The organism is Pseudomonas sp. GW456-E7, from assembly GCF_059424105.1.
Window position 1 is genome coordinate 123,820 of the sequence record NZ_JBWKZB010000004.1, and the last position, 15,420, is coordinate 139,239.

General features: G+C 61.2%; 14 protein-coding genes. 10 read left to right on the top strand and 4 right to left on the bottom strand.

Annotated elements, in window-relative coordinates; genetic code table 11:
* The first annotated feature begins 113 nt into the window (after positions 1–113).
* Entirely contained in the window at positions 114–1,031 is a 918-nt protein-coding gene (locus AC07YV_RS04775) for an SdiA-regulated domain-containing protein (protein ID WP_102700006.1), read from the top strand.
* A gap of 145 nt (positions 1,032–1,176) precedes the next feature.
* Here AC07YV_RS04775 and rpiA read toward each other — a convergent pair whose 3' ends face one another.
* Complete coding sequence (gene rpiA, locus AC07YV_RS04780; protein WP_015097253.1) at positions 1,177–1,851, bottom strand: ribose-5-phosphate isomerase RpiA; 675 nt, start codon at positions 1,849–1,851, stop codon at positions 1,177–1,179.
* 267 nt (positions 1,852–2,118) lie between these two features.
* On the opposite strand from rpiA, the gene ilvA reads away from it, so the two are divergent.
* The gene (gene ilvA, locus AC07YV_RS04785) at positions 2,119–3,633 is read left to right on the top strand and encodes a threonine ammonia-lyase, biosynthetic (protein WP_102700005.1); all 1,515 of its coding nucleotides are present in this window, start codon (positions 2,119–2,121) and stop codon (positions 3,631–3,633) included.
* 39 nt (positions 3,634–3,672) lie between these two features.
* On the top strand, positions 3,673–4,098 hold the full coding sequence (locus AC07YV_RS04790; RefSeq protein WP_102700004.1) for a DUF2269 domain-containing protein: 426 nt from the start codon (positions 3,673–3,675) through the stop codon (positions 4,096–4,098).
* 86 nt (positions 4,099–4,184) lie between these two features.
* Here AC07YV_RS04790 and AC07YV_RS04795 read toward each other — a convergent pair whose 3' ends face one another.
* The gene (locus AC07YV_RS04795) at positions 4,185–4,841 is read right to left on the bottom strand and encodes a histidinol-phosphatase (RefSeq protein ID WP_102700003.1); all 657 of its coding nucleotides are present in this window, start codon (positions 4,839–4,841) and stop codon (positions 4,185–4,187) included.
* Between the two features lie 143 nt (positions 4,842–4,984).
* Between AC07YV_RS04795 and AC07YV_RS04800 the strand changes: the two genes are divergently transcribed.
* The gene (locus tag AC07YV_RS04800; protein ID WP_003229203.1) at positions 4,985–5,464 is read left to right on the top strand and encodes an RNA pyrophosphohydrolase; all 480 of its coding nucleotides are present in this window, start codon (positions 4,985–4,987) and stop codon (positions 5,462–5,464) included.
* A gap of 22 nt (positions 5,465–5,486) precedes the next feature.
* Entirely contained in the window at positions 5,487–7,769 is a 2,283-nt protein-coding gene (gene ptsP, locus AC07YV_RS04805) for a phosphoenolpyruvate--protein phosphotransferase (RefSeq protein ID WP_102700002.1), read from the top strand.
* A 72-nt stretch (positions 7,770–7,841) separates the two neighbouring features.
* Here the strand turns inward: ptsP and AC07YV_RS04810 are convergent, their stop codons facing one another.
* Positions 7,842–8,588: an NRDE family protein gene (locus AC07YV_RS04810; RefSeq protein ID WP_102700001.1), complete on the bottom strand. Its 747-nt coding sequence runs from the start codon at positions 8,586–8,588 to the stop codon at positions 7,842–7,844.
* Between the two features lie 134 nt (positions 8,589–8,722).
* On the opposite strand from AC07YV_RS04810, the gene AC07YV_RS04815 reads away from it, so the two are divergent.
* The 3 genes from AC07YV_RS04815 to AC07YV_RS04825 all read left to right on the top strand — a co-directional run bounded on the left by AC07YV_RS04815 (position 8,723) and on the right by AC07YV_RS04825 (position 11,430).
* On the top strand, positions 8,723–9,505 hold the full coding sequence (locus AC07YV_RS04815) for a sulfite exporter TauE/SafE family protein (RefSeq protein ID WP_102700000.1): 783 nt from the start codon (positions 8,723–8,725) through the stop codon (positions 9,503–9,505).
* A 97-nt stretch (positions 9,506–9,602) separates the two neighbouring features.
* Positions 9,603–10,409, top strand: a complete 807-nt coding sequence (gene lgt, locus AC07YV_RS04820; protein WP_102699999.1) for a prolipoprotein diacylglyceryl transferase — start codon at positions 9,603–9,605, stop codon at positions 10,407–10,409.
* A 49-nt stretch (positions 10,410–10,458) separates the two neighbouring features.
* Positions 10,459–11,430, top strand: a complete 972-nt coding sequence (locus AC07YV_RS04825) for a thymidylate synthase (protein WP_102699998.1) — start codon at positions 10,459–10,461, stop codon at positions 11,428–11,430.
* A 105-nt stretch (positions 11,431–11,535) separates the two neighbouring features.
* Here the strand turns inward: AC07YV_RS04825 and cadR are convergent, their stop codons facing one another.
* Complete coding sequence (cadR, locus tag AC07YV_RS04830; RefSeq protein ID WP_102699997.1) at positions 11,536–11,985, bottom strand: Cd(II)/Pb(II)-responsive transcriptional regulator; 450 nt, start codon at positions 11,983–11,985, stop codon at positions 11,536–11,538.
* 93 nt (positions 11,986–12,078) lie between these two features.
* Between cadR and AC07YV_RS04835 the strand changes: the two genes are divergently transcribed.
* A complete protein-coding gene (locus AC07YV_RS04835) occupies positions 12,079–14,340 on the top strand; it encodes a heavy metal translocating P-type ATPase (protein WP_102699996.1) in 2,262 nt (753 codons plus the stop codon).
* 16 nt (positions 14,341–14,356) lie between these two features.
* Entirely contained in the window at positions 14,357–15,220 is an 864-nt protein-coding gene (locus AC07YV_RS04840; RefSeq protein ID WP_102699995.1) for a LysR family transcriptional regulator, read from the top strand.
* Positions 15,221–15,420: the final 200 nt, after the last annotated feature.

Below are 15,420 nucleotides of genomic sequence, written 5' to 3' on the forward strand. Positions count from 1 at the left end.
CGCGCGGCAGCTCCTACGTTGATTGCGTATACGTAAAGGGCCCGCGGCCATTAAGCTTCAGTTCAGACGGGCGTGATATTTCATCCGCCTGTTTTGACCCAGAGCCCGCCCGAATGCGTCGATTTGCCCGCCCCAAATCCCTGATTCTGATCCTGTCGGTGATCTCGCTGGTCGCCTTGGTTGCGCTCGGCCAATACCTGCGTCTGTTCGAGCGTGCCTGGTTCAATCTGCATACGCTGTGGCAGCCGGTGAGTTCCCAGACCATGGGCCTTGATCAATACCGGGTCGTGACCGAAGCGCAGGTGATCGATGGCCTGGCGGACAACGTTTCAGCGTTGACCTACGACCCGGTGCGCAAAAGCCTGTTCACCGTCACCAACAAACACAGCGAGCTGATCGAGTTGTCCCTCGACGGCAGGATTTTGCGCCGTGTGGCACTGGTCGGTTTCGGCGATCCGGAGGCGGTGGAGTTCATCAGTGAGGACATCTATGTGGTCACTGATGAAAGCCAGCAGCGGCTGATCAAGATTCGTCTGGAGCAGGACACCACTTTCGTCGATGCGGCAGACGCCGAGCAGATGACCATTGGCGTCCACATGGGTGGCAACAAGGGTTTCGAGGGGCTGGCTTACGATTCCGTGGGCAAGCGCCTGTTCGTTGCCAAGGAGCGCAACCCGATGCTGATCTACGAGGTGCACGGTTTCCCGCGCTTCAATCCTGAAGAATCCTACTCGATACACGTGATCAACGACCCCAAGCGTGATGCCGGGATGTTCGTGCGGGATCTGTCGAGCCTGCAATACGACGAGCGCAGCGGGCACTTGCTGGCGCTGTCGGATGAGTCGCGGTTGATTCTGGAGCTGGATGTGAGCGGGCGTCCGCTGAGCACAATGTCGTTGGGCAAGGGGCGCCAAGGCCTGCAAAACATCGTGCCGCAAGCGGAGGGGATCGCCGTGGACGACGACGGTACGCTGTACCTCGTCAGCGAGCCGAACCTGTTCTACGTGTTCAAGAAACCAACACAACCCTGACCAACACCACAAAATACTGTGGGAGCGAGCTTGCTCGCGATTGCGGTCTGTCATTCAACATTTCAGTCGACTGACACGGCCTCATCGCGAGCAAGCTCGCTCCCACAGGTATTTCATCTGCCCACAAATATGTGGAAGGCCTGGCTTACTCGGCGCGCAGGGTCTTCACGCCTTCGCTCGTACCCAACAGCAACAGATCCGCCGGACGCGCCGCGAACAAACCATTGGTGACCACGCCGACGATCGCGTTGATCTGTGTCTCCAGCTCCACCGGGTTGGTGATCTGCATGTTGAACACGTCGAGGATGATGTTGCCGTTGTCGGTCAGCACGCCTTCGCGGTAGACCGGGTCGCCACCGAGCTTCACCAGTTCGCGGGCCACATGGCTGCGGGCCATCGGGATGACTTCCACCGGCAGCGGGAAAGTACCGAGGACCGGCACCAGTTTGCTGGCATCGGCGATGCAGATGAACGTCTTGGCCACGGCCGCGACGATCTTCTCGCGGGTCAGGGCGGCGCCGCCACCCTTGATCAGGTTCAGGTGCTCGTCGCTTTCATCGGCGCCGTCGACATAGAACTCCAGGTCGCTGACGGTGTTCAGTTCGTACACCGGAATCCCGTGGCCCTTGAGGCGCGCGGCGGTGGCTTCGGAACTGGCAACGGCGCCATCGAATGCGCCCTTGTGCTGGGCCAGGGCATCGATGAAGCAGTTGGCGGTGGAGCCGGTGCCGACCCCGACGATGCTCTTGTCGTCGAGTTTCGGAAGGATGAAGTCGACGGCGGCCTGGGCCACTGCCTGTTTGAGTTGATCCTGGTTCATGCGGGCTCCGGAGTGCCGAGGAGGGAACGAAAGGCCGGCATTATAGGCCCCGGGGCAGGGAAGGTCATTGCCCGATTGGCAGGTCGACCGTTCCTTGTAGGAGCGAGCTTGCTCGCGATGGTCGTGAACGATAACGCGTGAAAATAGATGTGCAGCGGTGCCATTGCGTTTTTCGCGAGCAAGCTCGCTCCTACAACAGGTGGTCGTGCGGCCAAAATGCGGGTTAGACTCCTTGGTCCCGCCCAACCCGCTCAGTGATGCTTTCCGATGCTTGAACAGTACGTCAAAAAGATCCTCACCTCGCGCGTTTATGACGTTGCCGTAGAAACCCCCTTGCAGTCTGCCCGCCAGCTTTCCGAGCGGCTGGGCAACAGCATTTGGCTCAAGCGCGAAGACTTGCAGCCGGTGTTCTCCTTCAAGATTCGCGGCGCCTACAACAAGTTGACCCAGTTGAGCGATGAAGAGCGCGCCCGCGGCGTAGTGACGGCTTCGGCGGGCAACCATGCGCAAGGCCTGGCCCTGGCGGCGAAGGTGCTGGGTGTGAAGGCGACCATCGTCATGCCCAAGACCACCCCGGAGATCAAGGTCGAAGGCGTGCGTTCGCGCGGCGGTAAAGTGGTGCTGCACGGCGATTCGTTCCCGGAAGCCCTGGCCTACTCGCTGAAACTGGTCGATGAAAAAGGCTACGTCTACATTCACCCGTACGACGATCCCCACACCATTGCCGGGCAGGGCACCGTGGCGATGGAGATTCTGCGCCAGCACCCGCAGCCACTGGATGCGATTTTCGTCCCGGTGGGCGGTGGCGGCCTGATCGCCGGCATTGCGGCGTACGTGAAGTACCTGCGCCCGGACATCAAGATCATCGGCGTCGAGCCGGATGACTCCAATTGCCTGCAAGCCGCCATGGCGGCGGGCGAGCGCGTGGTGTTGCCGACAGTGGGCATCTTCGCCGACGGAGTTGCGGTGGCTCAGATCGGTCAGCACACCTTTGACATCTGCAAGGACTATGTCGATGAAGTGATCACCGTCAGCACCGATGAAATCTGTGCTGCTATCAAGGATATCTACGACGATACCCGCTCGATCACCGAACCTGCCGGCGCCTTGGGCGTGGCCGGGATCAAGAAGTATGTCGAGCAGCGCGGCGTCAGCGGCCAGACCTTCGTGGCCATCGACTCCGGCGCCAACGTCAACTTCGATCGCCTGCGCCACGTCGCCGAGCGTGCGGAACTGGGCGAGGGCCGCGAAGCGATCATCGCCGTGACCATTCCCGAGAAGCCGGGCAGCTTCAAGGCGTTCTGCGAAGCCATCGGCAAGCGCCAGATCACCGAATTCAACTACCGCTACAACACCGGCAGCGAAGCGCACATCTTTGTCGGCGTGCAGACCCACCCGGAAAACGACCCGCGCAGCGCCCTGATCGCCAGCCTGAGCGAACAAGGTTTCCCGGTGCTGGACCTGACCGACAATGAACTGGCCAAGTTGCACATCCGCCACATGGTCGGCGGGCGTGCGGCGCATGTGGTCGACGAAGTGATCCTGCGTTTCGAATTCCCGGAGCGTCCGGGGGCGCTGTTCAACTTCCTCAACAAGCTCGGTGGGCGCTGGAACATCTCGATGTTCCATTACCGCAACCATGGCGCGGCGGACGGCCGTGTCGTCGCGGGCCTGCAAGTGCCGCACGACGAGCGCCACCTGGTGCCGGCGGCGCTGGAAGAAATCGGTTACCCGTACTGGGACGAAAGCGACAACCCGGCCTATCAGCTGTTTCTTGGCTGAGGGGCTACGCTGTTGGGCAGGTCATAAGGGAATCAAACAATGGAAACGTTAACTGCCCTGAAAGCGGCGCACATGGTGGCAACCGTTGTACTGCTGGCTTGTGCGCTGGGTCTGGGCGTCTGGGTTTTGCTGGCGCGGCGCAAGGGTGATGCGACGGCGGGAAGCCGCACCCTGCAACGGCCACGTGTATTTGTCTGGCTGTTGATGGGGCTGGCGCTGCTGAGCATGCCGTTTACCGGCTGGTGGATGGTGCACCTGGTGGGCTGGCCGCTGGGACAGGCCTGGTTGCTGGCCTCCAGTGTGTTGTACACCGTGGCGGCGTTGGCGTGGTTCTGGCTGCTGGTACGGCTGAACAAGTTGCGCAAGGCGCCGGGTGGCGTGGGCAAGTTCACCTTTGCCCTGGCATTGTTCAGTTTTGTCTGTTTTGTCGCCATTGCGGGGTTGATGGGAGCGAAGCCGGTTTAACCCGAAAAGATCGCAGCCTTCGGCAGCTCCTACAGGGGGAATGTGTACACCTGCAGGAGCTGCCGAAGGCTGCGATCTTTTGATCTTCAGTCGCGCAACGAAATCACCGGCCAACCACGCTTCTCAGCCTCGGCCCGCAAGTTCGGGTCCGGATCAACCGCCACCGGATTCGTCACCTGCTCCAGCAACGGCAAATCATTCATCGAGTCGCTATAGAAGTAGCTGTCTTCCAGCGTAAACCCGGTTTCTTCCAGCCAGCGATTCAACCGCGTCACCTTGCCTTCGCGGAAGCACGGCACATCGGTGCTGCGTCCGGTGTAGCGGCCGTCGACCATTTCGCATTCGGTGGCGATCAGGGTTTCGACGCCCAGGCGCTCGGCAATCGGCCCGGTGACGAAGCGGTTGGTGGCGGTGATGATCACCAGTTTGTCGCCGGCGGCGCGGTGCTTGGCCAGCAGTTCAATAGCCTTGGGCAGTACGATCGGTTCGATGCAGTCGCGCATGTAGTCACTGTGCCACTGATCCAGCGTGGCCATTTCGGTACGCCCGAGGACTTCCAGGCAGAAGTTCAGGTAAGCAGCGTTATCCAGTTTGCCGGCCAGGTAATCCTGGTAGAACTCATCGTTGCGTGCCTTGTAGGCGACGGCGTCGAGAAAGCCGCGCTCGCACAGGTAATCGCCCCAGGCGTGATCGCTGTCACCGCCCAGGAGGGTGTTGTCCAAATCGAATAAAGCCAGGCGCATTGCAGTTACCCGCTGAAAAGTCAGTAAAAAGGCGACAAGAATACGGTCTTTTCACAAGAGTGCACATAAGGTAGGAACCTTCGTTGCCGCCTTAACAACCTTTGTGGAACAATGCGGCGACATGCGTTTGCGAGGTTGTTGCCGTGATCGACCCCGATGGTTTTCGCCCCAATGTCGGGATCATTCTGACGAATGACGCCGGCCAGGTGCTATGGGCTCGCCGAATCAATCAAGATGCCTGGCAGTTTCCGCAGGGGGGAATCAACCCCGAAGAGACGCCGGAAGACGCCTTGTACCGCGAGCTGAACGAAGAAGTAGGCCTGGAGCGCGAAGATGTTGAAATTCTCGCCTGCACCCGGGGCTGGTTGCGCTATCGTTTGCCGCAACGTCTGGTACGTACCCACAGCCAACCGCTGTGCATCGGCCAGAAACAGAAATGGTTTCTCCTGCGCCTGATCTCCAACGAGCAGCGGGTGCGGATGGATTTGACCGGTAAACCGGAATTCGATGGCTGGCGCTGGGTCAGTTATTGGTATCCGTTGGGCCAGGTGGTGACATTCAAGCGCGAGGTGTATCGACGCGCTCTCAAAGAGCTTGCCCCGCGCCTTTTAGCGCGCGACTGACGACGGAGTTCGACCCCGAGCCATGCTCAATACGCTGCGCAAGATCGTCCAGGAAGTTAACTCCGCCAAGGATCTCAAGGCGGCGTTGGGGATTATTGTGTTGCGCGTCAAAGAGGCCATGGGCAGCCAGGTCTGCTCGGTCTACCTGCTTGACCCCGAGACCAACCGCTTCGTGCTGATGGCCACCGAGGGCTTGAACAAGCGCTCGATCGGCAAAGTCAGCATGGCACCCAACGAAGGTCTGGTTGGCCTGGTCGGTACGCGCGAAGAACCCCTGAACCTCGAAAACGCTGCGGACCATCCGCGCTACCGCTACTTCGCCGAGACCGGTGAAGAGCGCTTCGCCTCATTCCTCGGGGCGCCGATCATTCACCACCGCCGCGTCGTCGGCGTGTTGGTCATTCAGCAAAAAGAACGTCGTCAGTTCGATGAAGGTGAAGAAGCCTTCCTCGTGACCATGAGCGCGCAGCTCGCCGGCGTTATCGCCCACGCCGAAGCCACCGGCTCGATCCGTGGCCTCGGTCGTCAGGGCAAAGGCATCCAGGAAGCCAAGTTCGTCGGCGTACCGGGGTCGCCGGGTGCGGCTGTGGGTACGGCGGTGGTCATGCTGCCACCGGCCGACCTGGACGTGGTGCCGGACAAGACCATCACCGACATCGACGCCGAACTCGGGCTGTTCAAAACCGCCATCGAAGGCGTGCGCGCCGACATGCGCGCGTTGTCGGCCAAGCTCGCCACGCAGTTGCGCCCGGAAGAGCGCGCCTTGTTCGACGTCTATTTGATGATGCTTGACGATGCGGCGCTGGGCAGCGAAGTCACCACCGTGATCAAGACCGGTCAGTGGGCCCAGGGCGCGTTGCGCCAGGTGGTCACCGATCACGTCAACCGTTTCGAATTGATGGACGACGCTTACCTGCGTGAGCGCGCCTCGGACGTCAAGGACCTCGGCCGGCGCTTGCTGGCTTATTTGCAGGAAGAGCGCCAGCAAACCCTGGTCTACCCCGACAACACCATCCTGGTCAGCGAAGAACTGACGCCGGCGATGCTCGGCGAGGTGCCGGAAGGCAAGCTGGCCGGCCTGGTGTCGGTGCTCGGTTCCGGTAACTCCCACGTCGCCATCCTCGCCCGCGCCATGGGCATCCCGACTGTGATGGGCCTGGTCGACCTGCCGTACTCCAAGGTCGACGGCATCCAGATGATCGTCGACGGCTACCATGGCGAGGTCTACACCAACCCGAGTGACGTGCTGCGCAAGCAGTTCGCCGAAGTGGTCGAGGAAGAGAAGCAACTGGCCCTCGGGCTGGATGCGCTGCGTGATCTGCCGTGTATCACGGTCGATGGCCACCGCATGCCGCTGTGGGTCAACACCGGCCTGCTGGCGGACGTTGCGCGGGCGCAGAAGCGCGGTGCCGAAGGCGTGGGCCTGTACCGCACCGAAGTGCCGTTCATGATCAACCAGCGGTTCCCGAGCGAAAAGGAGCAACTGGCGATCTACCGCGAACAACTGGCCGCGTTCCACCCGCAACCGGTGACCATGCGCACTCTGGACATCGGTGGCGACAAGTCACTGTCGTACTTCCCGATCAAGGAAGACAACCCGTTCCTCGGCTGGCGCGGCATTCGCGTCACCCTCGACCACCCGGAAATCTTCCTGGTGCAGACCCGTGCCATGCTCAAGGCCAGCGAAGGCTTGAACAACCTGCGCATTCTGCTGCCGATGATCTCCGGCATTCATGAGTTGGAAGAAGCGCTGCACCTGATCCACCGCGCCTGGGGCGAAGTGCGCGACGAAGGCTGTGACGTGCCGATGCCGCCGATTGGCGTGATGATCGAGATCCCGGCAGCGGTGTACCAGACCAAGGAACTGGCGCGGCAGGTGGATTTCCTGTCGGTCGGTTCCAACGACCTGACCCAATACCTGTTGGCCGTGGACCGCAACAACCCGCGGGTCGCCGATCTTTACGACTACCTGCACCCGGCGGTGCTTCAGGCATTGCAGAACGTAGTGCGTGACGCCCATGCCGAAGGCAAGCCGGTGAGCATCTGCGGTGAGATGGCCGGTGACCCGGCGGCGGCCGTGCTGTTGATGGCGATGGGTTTCGACAGCCTGTCGATGAACGCCACCAACTTGCCGAAGGTGAAGTGGATGCTGCGCCAGATCAACCTGAGCAAGGCCAGGGAATTGCTGGCCGAGCTGATGACCATCGACAACCCGCAGGTTATCCACAGCTCGCTGCAACTGGCGCTGAAGAACCTCGGGTTGGCGCGGATGATCAATCCGGCGGCGATCAAGGCGCCGCTCTGAAAAGATCGCAGCCTGCGGCAGCTCCTACAGTGTGCATCAAACCCTGTAGGAGCTGCCGAAGGCTGCGATCTTTCAGATCTTGATCTCCACTTCCCCAAGATGCCCGCCATAGGGTCCGAAACTGCGTTCGACGATATGCCGCGTGCCATCCGCCTGCACAATCAACGCCGTACTCGCCCGCGTCCCATAACTCTGGCTGGCAATGAACACACTCGACAGCAACGTCTCGGTCGCCAGCCCCACTCCCGTGTCCGGCAACTCGGCAAACGGCGCGGTCTGCGCATCGCTCAATAACGCCAGCAGTGCCTGAGGCTGCGGATTAGCCAGCACCTCGCTCAACGCCGCCCTGGCCTTGAGCAGTTTCGGCCAGGGTGTATCCAGCCCGGCATTGGATAACCCGTAGACCCCGGGGGCCAGCATGACGGCTTCCGCTTCCCGTTGATTGAAGTGCCAGAGCTCATGGGAATTGCCGACCAGCAGGTTAAAGCCACCATACTCCAGCGAACGGTCGACAACGTCGGCTAAATAGTCGTCGATTGTCAGTTCCCCGGTGAGAAATCGCGCGACCAGCTCCCCACGAGACTTGCGCCCTGGCGGTCGGTGGGGGTCGCGGATGTTGGTCAGTGCTGCAAAACGTCCATTGGCACCGACACCGAGCCAGGTGCCACCGGCCTCGAGGTCGCGCCCCGCATGCACGTGCGGTGCTTCGGGCCATGGCGCCAGGGGGAGGCTGGGGCGGGCGTAGAATTCATCGCGATTGGCCGCCACGACCAGCGGCTGGGCATGACCCGGTCGCCAGGCAAAAACAATCAGGCACATCAGGCTGTCCTTGTGTGTTTTTTGCTCACTCTACGCAGACATCGCTCATCGATCCATCGCCTTGCACAGTGGAGCTTGAGGCCATGCATCCGTTACCATGCCGCTCCGGTTTTGGGGATACGGGCGGGACAACCATGGAATTTCTGCTCTATCTGGCGCTCGGCGCCTGTGCAGGTGTGCTCGCCGGGCTGTTTGGCGTGGGTGGCGGGATCATCATCGTCCCGGTGCTGGTGTTCAGCTTCAAGGCCCAAGGCTTCGATCCGTCGATCCTCACGCACCTGGCAGTGGGGACGTCCCTGGCGACGATCATCTTTACCTCGGTCAACGCGGTACGCGAGCATCACCGCCGTGGCGCCGTGCGTTGGCCGATCTTCATGTGGATGACCGTCGGCATTCTGATCGGTGCCGGGTTCGGCGCCTTGACGGCGGAAGCGATTTCCGGCCCCAACCTGCAGAAACTCATTGGTGTATTCGCCCTGGTGATCGCCGCTCAACTGGCACTGGAGGTCAAACCCAAGGCCAGCCGAACCGTGCCGGGCAAGCTCGGTCTGACCGTGGCCGGCAGCGTGATTGGCTGGGCCTCGGCGATTTTCGGCATTGGCGGCGGTTCGTTGACCGTGCCATTCCTGACCTGGCGCAGCGTACCAATGCAGCAAGCCGTGGCCACTTCATCGGCCTGCGGGCTGCCGATTGCCCTGGCCAGTGCATTAAGTTTCATGATTCTGGGCTGGCACGAACCGTTGCTTCCGGCCCATAGTCTCGGTTTTGTTTATTTGCCGGCGCTGCTGGGCATTGCCCTGACCAGCATGGTGTTCGCCCGTTTGGGCGCGCGACTGGCCCACAGGTTGTCGCCGAGGTTGCTGAAAAGGCTGTTTGCCGCTTTGCTGTTCTGCGTCGGCTTGAACTTTCTAGTCTGAAGCATCTGCTCTGACGGGCAGCGCAATCCTGGCTTAATCCTGAGGTGGCAGCGTCGCCCGGGAATTTTTGAGATTTGAACTCTAACGAGGAGTCGCAATGCTGCCTTACCCGCAGATCGACCCGGTGGCCCTGGCCATCGGTCCGCTGAAAATCCACTGGTACGGCCTGATGTACCTGATCGGCATCGGCGGCGCGTGGCTGCTGGCGTCCCGCCGGTTGAACCGCTTCGACCCGACCTGGACCAAGGAGAAGCTCTCCGACATGGTGTTCTGGATGTCGATGGGGGTGATCGTCGGCGGACGCCTGGGTTATGTGCTGTTCTACGACCTGGGCGCTTACCTGGCCAACCCGACGCTGATTTTCGAAGTGTGGAAGGGCGGCATGTCGTTCCACGGCGGTTTCATCGGCGTGATGCTGGCGGCGTTGTGGTTCGGTAAAAAGAACAACAAGTCGTTCTTCCAGCTGATGGACTTCGTTGCGCCGATGGTGCCGATTGGCCTGGGGGCCGGGCGTATCGGCAACTTCATCAACGCCGAGTTGTGGGGCAAGGCAACCGATGTGCCGTGGGCGATGGTCTTTCCGACCGATCCGGCGCAACTGGCGCGTCATCCGTCGCAGCTGTACCAGTTCGCCCTCGAAGGCGTGGCGCTGTTCCTGATCCTGTGGCTGTTCTCGCGCAAGCCGCGGCCGACCATGGCGGTATCGGGGATGTTCGCGCTGTTCTATGGCATCTTCCGTTTCATCGTCGAGTTCGTCCGCGTACCGGACGCCCAGCTGGGCTATCTGGCCTGGAACTGGCTGACCATGGGCCAGGTGCTGTGCCTGCCGATGATCGTCGGCGGCCTGGTCCTGATCTGGCTGGCGTATCACCGCGCCCCGGCAACTCCAGCGGCAGCCGTATAAAATTCGAACCCCGCAGCGATGGCTGCGGGTTCAAGGACACAGGTAACTCATGAAGCAATATCTCGAACTGGTCGCCCACGTCATCAAGAACGGCACCAAGCAGGCCAACCGTACCGGCGTGAACACCATCAGTTTTCCCGGCGCGATGCTGCGTTATGACCTGCAGGAAGGTTTCCCGGCGATCACCACGCGCAAGATGGCCTTCAAATCGGCCATCGGCGAAATGTGCGGATTCCTGCGTGGCGTGAACAACGCTGCCGAATTCCGTGCCCTGGGCTGCAAGGTCTGGGACCAGAACGCCAACGAAAACGCCCAGTGGCTGGCCAACCCGTTCCGCCAGGGTGAAGACGACCTTGGCGAAATCTACGGCGTGCAATGGCGCAAATGGCCGGCGTACAAGCAGATTGCGCTCAGCAACCCGGCCGCCATCGAGCAGACCCTCAAGCAAGGTTATCGCCAGATTGCCGAAGGCGAGGAAGACGGTCAGGCATATGTGGTGTTGTACAAGGCCATCGACCAGGTGCGCCAGTGCGTCGACACCATCATCAAGGACCCGGGCAGCCGTCGCATCCTGTTCCACGGCTGGAACTGCGCCCAACTCGATGAAATGGCCTTGCCGCCGTGCCACCTGCTGTACCAGTTCCACCCGAATGTCGAGACCAAAGAGATTTCTCTGACCCTCTACATCCGCTCCAACGACCTGGGCCTGGGCACGCCGTTCAACCTCACCGAAGGCGCCGCGCTGCTGAGCCTGATCGGTCGCTTGACCGGCTACACGCCACGCTGGTTCACCTATTTCATCGGTGATGCGCACGTCTACGAAAATCACCTGGACATGCTCAACGAGCAGCTCAAGCGTGAACCGTTCCCGATGCCGAAACTGGTGATTTCCGACCGTGTGCCGGAGTTTGCCAAGACAGGTGTGTATCAGCCGGAATGGCTGGAGCTGGTGGAGCCGGGCGACTTCTCGCTGGAAGGCTACGAGCACCACGCGCCAATGACCGCGCCAATGGCGGTATAAAGCTCACGCATCCCCTGTAGGAGCTGCCGCAGGCTGCGATCTTTTGATCTTTTACAATCAAGATCAAAAGATCGCAGCCTGCGGCAGCTCCTACAGGGAATCGTGTTAGTGGCCGTGACTACGGCCGACATGGGAATGCTCAGCCTCTGTCGCCACAACCCCGCCGCTCACTTCCAGCTGCTGCAAAATCCCGCATTGATCGACACCCGGCCTCTCGCCGCAGCGTTGGCGCAGGTCGAGCAGTTGTGCCTGCAAGGCCAGCAGGCCGTCGATCCGCGCCTTGACGTGGTGGATGTGCTCGTCGATCAGTGCGTTGACGCTTTCGCACTGGTCCTGCGGACTGTCGCGAAACGCCAGCAGGCTGCGGATTTCCTCGAGGGTCATGTCGAGGGTGCGACAGTTGCGGATGAAGGTCAGGCGCTCGGCGTGGGCCTGGGTGTAGACGCGATAGTTGCCGTCACTGCGGGCCGGTTCCGGCAGAAGGTTCTCGCGCTCGTAGTAGCGGATCGTCTCTACGGCGCAGTCCGTGAGTTTCGCCAATTCTCCAATCTTCATGACGACAATCTCCATAACTCCAAAATGGGTGCTTGACCCTGTAGTGGCTACAGGGTCTTTACTGGGCAACAGGCACTCTTATGGACGCAACCAATGAGCGATTCTCAGCATACCCACAAACCTGTGGCCGAACATGAAATCGGCGTTAAGCTTCGACCCTTGCCCAAACATGACCATGGCGGTCACGGCGACGCTTGCTGTTCATCAAGAACGGCAGCGCCTGCGCGGGTCACGCTGAGCGAATCGCCGACGGCGGGTGCCCGTCTGAGCAGCTTTCGCATCGAGGCGATGGACTGCCCGACCGAGCAGACGCTGATCCAGAATAAGCTAAGCAAGCTGACAGGCGTGCAGCAGCTGGAGTTCAATCTGATCAACCGGGTGCTCGGCGTGACCCACGATTTGCCAGGCACCGAGCCCATCATCGAGGCGATCAAGTCCCTGGGCATGCACGCCGAACCGCTGGAGCAGGGGACTGAAACACCGGCCGCGAAACCCGACAGGAAACACTGGTGGCCATTGGCGTTGTCCGGTGTGGGCGCATTGCTGGCGGAAGTCATCCACTTCACCGCTACCGCGCCTGATTGGGTGGTCGCGGTCATTGCGCTGGTGTCCATCCTCAGCGGCGGTCTCGGCACCTATAAAAAGGGCTGGATCGCGCTCAAGAACCTCAATCTGAATATCAACGCGCTGATGAGCATTGCCGTTACCGGCGCCGTCCTGATCGGTCAATGGCCGGAAGCGGCGATGGTGATGTTCCTGTTCACCGTGGCCGAGCTGATCGAGGCTCGCTCCCTGGATCGTGCACGCAATGCCATCGGCGGGCTGATGCAGATGGCGCCGGAGCAGGCGACGGTGTTGCAGGCCGACGGCAGTTGGGTCGAGCAGGATGTCAAAATCATCGAAATCGGCGCACGGGTGCGTGTGCGTCCCGGCGAGCGCATTGGTCTGGACGGCGAAGTGCTGTCCGGGCGTTCGACCATCGATCAGGCGCCCATTACCGGGGAAAGCCTGCCGGTGGAGAAAACCGTCGGCGACAAAGTGTTCGCCGGCACCATCAATCAGGCCGGTTCCCTTGAGTACGCGGTCACTGCCGCCGCGGGTAATTCGACCCTGGCACGCATCATCCACGCCGTTGAACAGGCGCAAGGCGCGCGGGCGCCGACCCAGCGATTCGTCGATCAATTTTCGAAAATCTACACCCCGGCAGTGTTTGTCCTTGCGCTGGCAGTGGCGGTCATCCCACCGCTGTTCATGGGCGAGTTGTGGTTCGACTGGATCTATCGGGCGCTGGTGCTGCTGGTGGTGGCGTGCCCGTGTGCACTGGTGATTTCCACGCCGGTGACCATCGTCAGCGGCCTCGCGGCGGCGGCGCGCAAAGGGATCCTGGTCAAGGGCGGCGTCTATCTGGAGGGCGGTTACAAGCTCGACTACCTGGCCCTGGACAAGACTGGCACCATCACCCATGGCAAGCCGGTGCAGACCGATTACCTGTCGCTGGACCCGACCGCCGATGCATCGGCGCCAGCCATTGCCGCCGCGCTCGCCGGGCGCTCGGATCACCCGGTTTCCCTGGCCATCGCCAAAGCGGCTGTGGATAACCAGGGTGCGACGCTGATTGTGGATAACTTCGAAGCCCTGGGCGGGCGCGGTGTGCGTGGCGAGATCAACGGCCAGCTCTACCACTTGGGCAACCATCGTCTGGTGGAGGAGCTGGGCCTGTGCTCGCCGGCGCTGGAAGAAAAGCTGTTTGCCTTGGAAAAGCAGGGTAAGTCGGTGGTGCTGCTGCTTGATTCGTCCGGTCCTTTGGCTCTGTTCGCTGTCGCCGATACGGTAAAGGCGTCCAGTCGCGAAGCCATCGAACAACTGCATGACCTGGGTATCAAGACCCTGATGCTCACCGGCGACAACGTCCACACCGCGCAGGCCATTGCCGCGCAGGTTGGCATCGACGAAGCCAGGGGCGACCTGTTGCCGGGGGACAAATTACAGTCTATCGAGGCCCTTTATGCCCAGGGGCACCGGGTCGGCATGGTCGGCGACGGCATCAACGACGCGCCTGCACTGGCGCGTTCCGAGATCGGTTTCGCCATGGCCGCCGCAGGCACCGATACCGCGATCGAAACCGCCGATGTCGCCCTGATGGACGACGATCTGCGCAAGATCCCGGCATTCATTCGCCTGTCGCGGCAGACGTCGAGCATCCTCAAACAGAACATCGCCCTGGCTTTGGTCATCAAGGCGATCTTTCTTGGGGTAACCTTCGCCGGGGTCGCTACCATGTGGATGGCAGTGTTCGCCGACATGGGCGTGAGTTTGCTGGTGGTGTTCAACGGTTTGCGCCTGCTGCGCAAGTAAAGAATGAGGGGCGGTTGTGCTGAGTGCCGAGCTGAAGGCGTTTTACATGGTGGCCCGCCTGGGCAGCATTACCCAGGCTGCCAAAAAGCTTGGCCTGAGCCAGCCGACGGTGACGACGCAGATCCGCAACCTCGAGAGTCAGTATTCGGTCGAGCTGTTCTACCGTGGCGGTCGGCGTCTCAGCGTCAGCGAGGAGGGCGCGCGGCTGCTGCCGATGGTCAAGGTGCTGATGCAGCAGGAAGCCGACATCGAGTTTTTCCTGCGCAACTGCGGCCAGGTCCAGGGCACATTGCGTATTGCCGCCACAGCGCCGTATTACATCCTCGACCTGGTGAAAACCTTTCGCGAGCGCTTGCCGCAGGTGGAGGTGTCGGTGGAAATCGGCAATTCCCAGCAAGTGCTCGAAGCGCTGGAAGAGTACCGGGTCGATGTTGCAGCGTCGTCGCAGCTGCTCGATGACGCGCGGCTGATTCGCCGGGTGCTCGGCAGCGATCCGCTGGTGCTGGCGGTGCATCGCAATCATCCACTGGCGGTTCATGATCACGTACCACTGGGTGCCTTGGCCGGGCATACCCTGCTGATGCGCGAACCGGGCTCGACCACCCGCCGCTTGACCGAAGAGTTGCTGGCCAGCGCCGGAGTGAGTTTCGGGCCGTTGCTGGAGATCGGCAGCCGCGAATCGATCCGCGAAGCAGTGCTGCGCAACATCGGCATCAGCATCATTGCCCGCCAGGAAGTACCCCATGATCCGCAACTGCGGGTGCTGACCATCGAGAATGCACCGCAGATTCCCGAATACCTGTATTGCCTCAAGGAACGCAAAGGCGCGCGGTTGCCGGCGGCGTTTCTCGGGTTGGCGCAGGAAATGGCCCCGGCCTGAATTCTGGGGTGTCTGTACCGGCCTCATCGCGAGCGAGCTCGCTCCCACAGTGGGTTTGAGGTGAAACACAAATTGTGTGAACACCCAAAATCCCTGTGGGAGCGAGCTTGCTCGCGATGGCGGCTGATCAGGCGCCTCAAAACTTAACCCAAAATCCTCGAATACCACTATCGGCAGTTTTTGCCTTACTGCCACATGAC

What these genes read in the sequence shown, in the direction of transcription:
- AC07YV_RS04775 (WP_102700006.1), top strand. Translation starts at nt 114, where the DNA reads ATGCGTCGATTTGCCCGCCCCAAATCCCTGATTCTGATCCTGTCGGTG.
- ilvA (WP_102700005.1), top strand. Translation starts at nt 2,119, where the DNA reads ATGCTTGAACAGTACGTCAAAAAGATCCTCACCTCGCGCGTTTATGAC.
- AC07YV_RS04795 (WP_102700003.1), bottom strand. Translation starts at nt 4,841, where the DNA reads ATGCGCCTGGCTTTATTCGATTTGGACAACACCCTCCTGGGCGGTGAC.
- AC07YV_RS04810 (WP_102700001.1), bottom strand. Translation starts at nt 8,588, where the DNA reads ATGTGCCTGATTGTTTTTGCCTGGCGACCGGGTCATGCCCAGCCGCTG.
- cadR (WP_102699997.1), bottom strand. Translation starts at nt 11,985, where the DNA reads ATGAAGATTGGAGAATTGGCGAAACTCACGGACTGCGCCGTAGAGACG.
- AC07YV_RS04835 (WP_102699996.1), top strand. Translation starts at nt 12,079, where the DNA reads ATGAGCGATTCTCAGCATACCCACAAACCTGTGGCCGAACATGAAATC.
- ptsP (WP_102700002.1), top strand. Translation starts at nt 5,487, where the DNA reads ATGCTCAATACGCTGCGCAAGATCGTCCAGGAAGTTAACTCCGCCAAG.
- lgt (WP_102699999.1), top strand. Translation starts at nt 9,603, where the DNA reads ATGCTGCCTTACCCGCAGATCGACCCGGTGGCCCTGGCCATCGGTCCG.
- rpiA (WP_015097253.1), bottom strand. Translation starts at nt 1,851, where the DNA reads ATGAACCAGGATCAACTCAAACAGGCAGTGGCCCAGGCCGCCGTCGAC.
- AC07YV_RS04815 (WP_102700000.1), top strand. Translation starts at nt 8,723, where the DNA reads ATGGAATTTCTGCTCTATCTGGCGCTCGGCGCCTGTGCAGGTGTGCTC.
- AC07YV_RS04790 (WP_102700004.1), top strand. Translation starts at nt 3,673, where the DNA reads ATGGAAACGTTAACTGCCCTGAAAGCGGCGCACATGGTGGCAACCGTT.
- AC07YV_RS04825 (WP_102699998.1), top strand. Translation starts at nt 10,459, where the DNA reads ATGAAGCAATATCTCGAACTGGTCGCCCACGTCATCAAGAACGGCACC.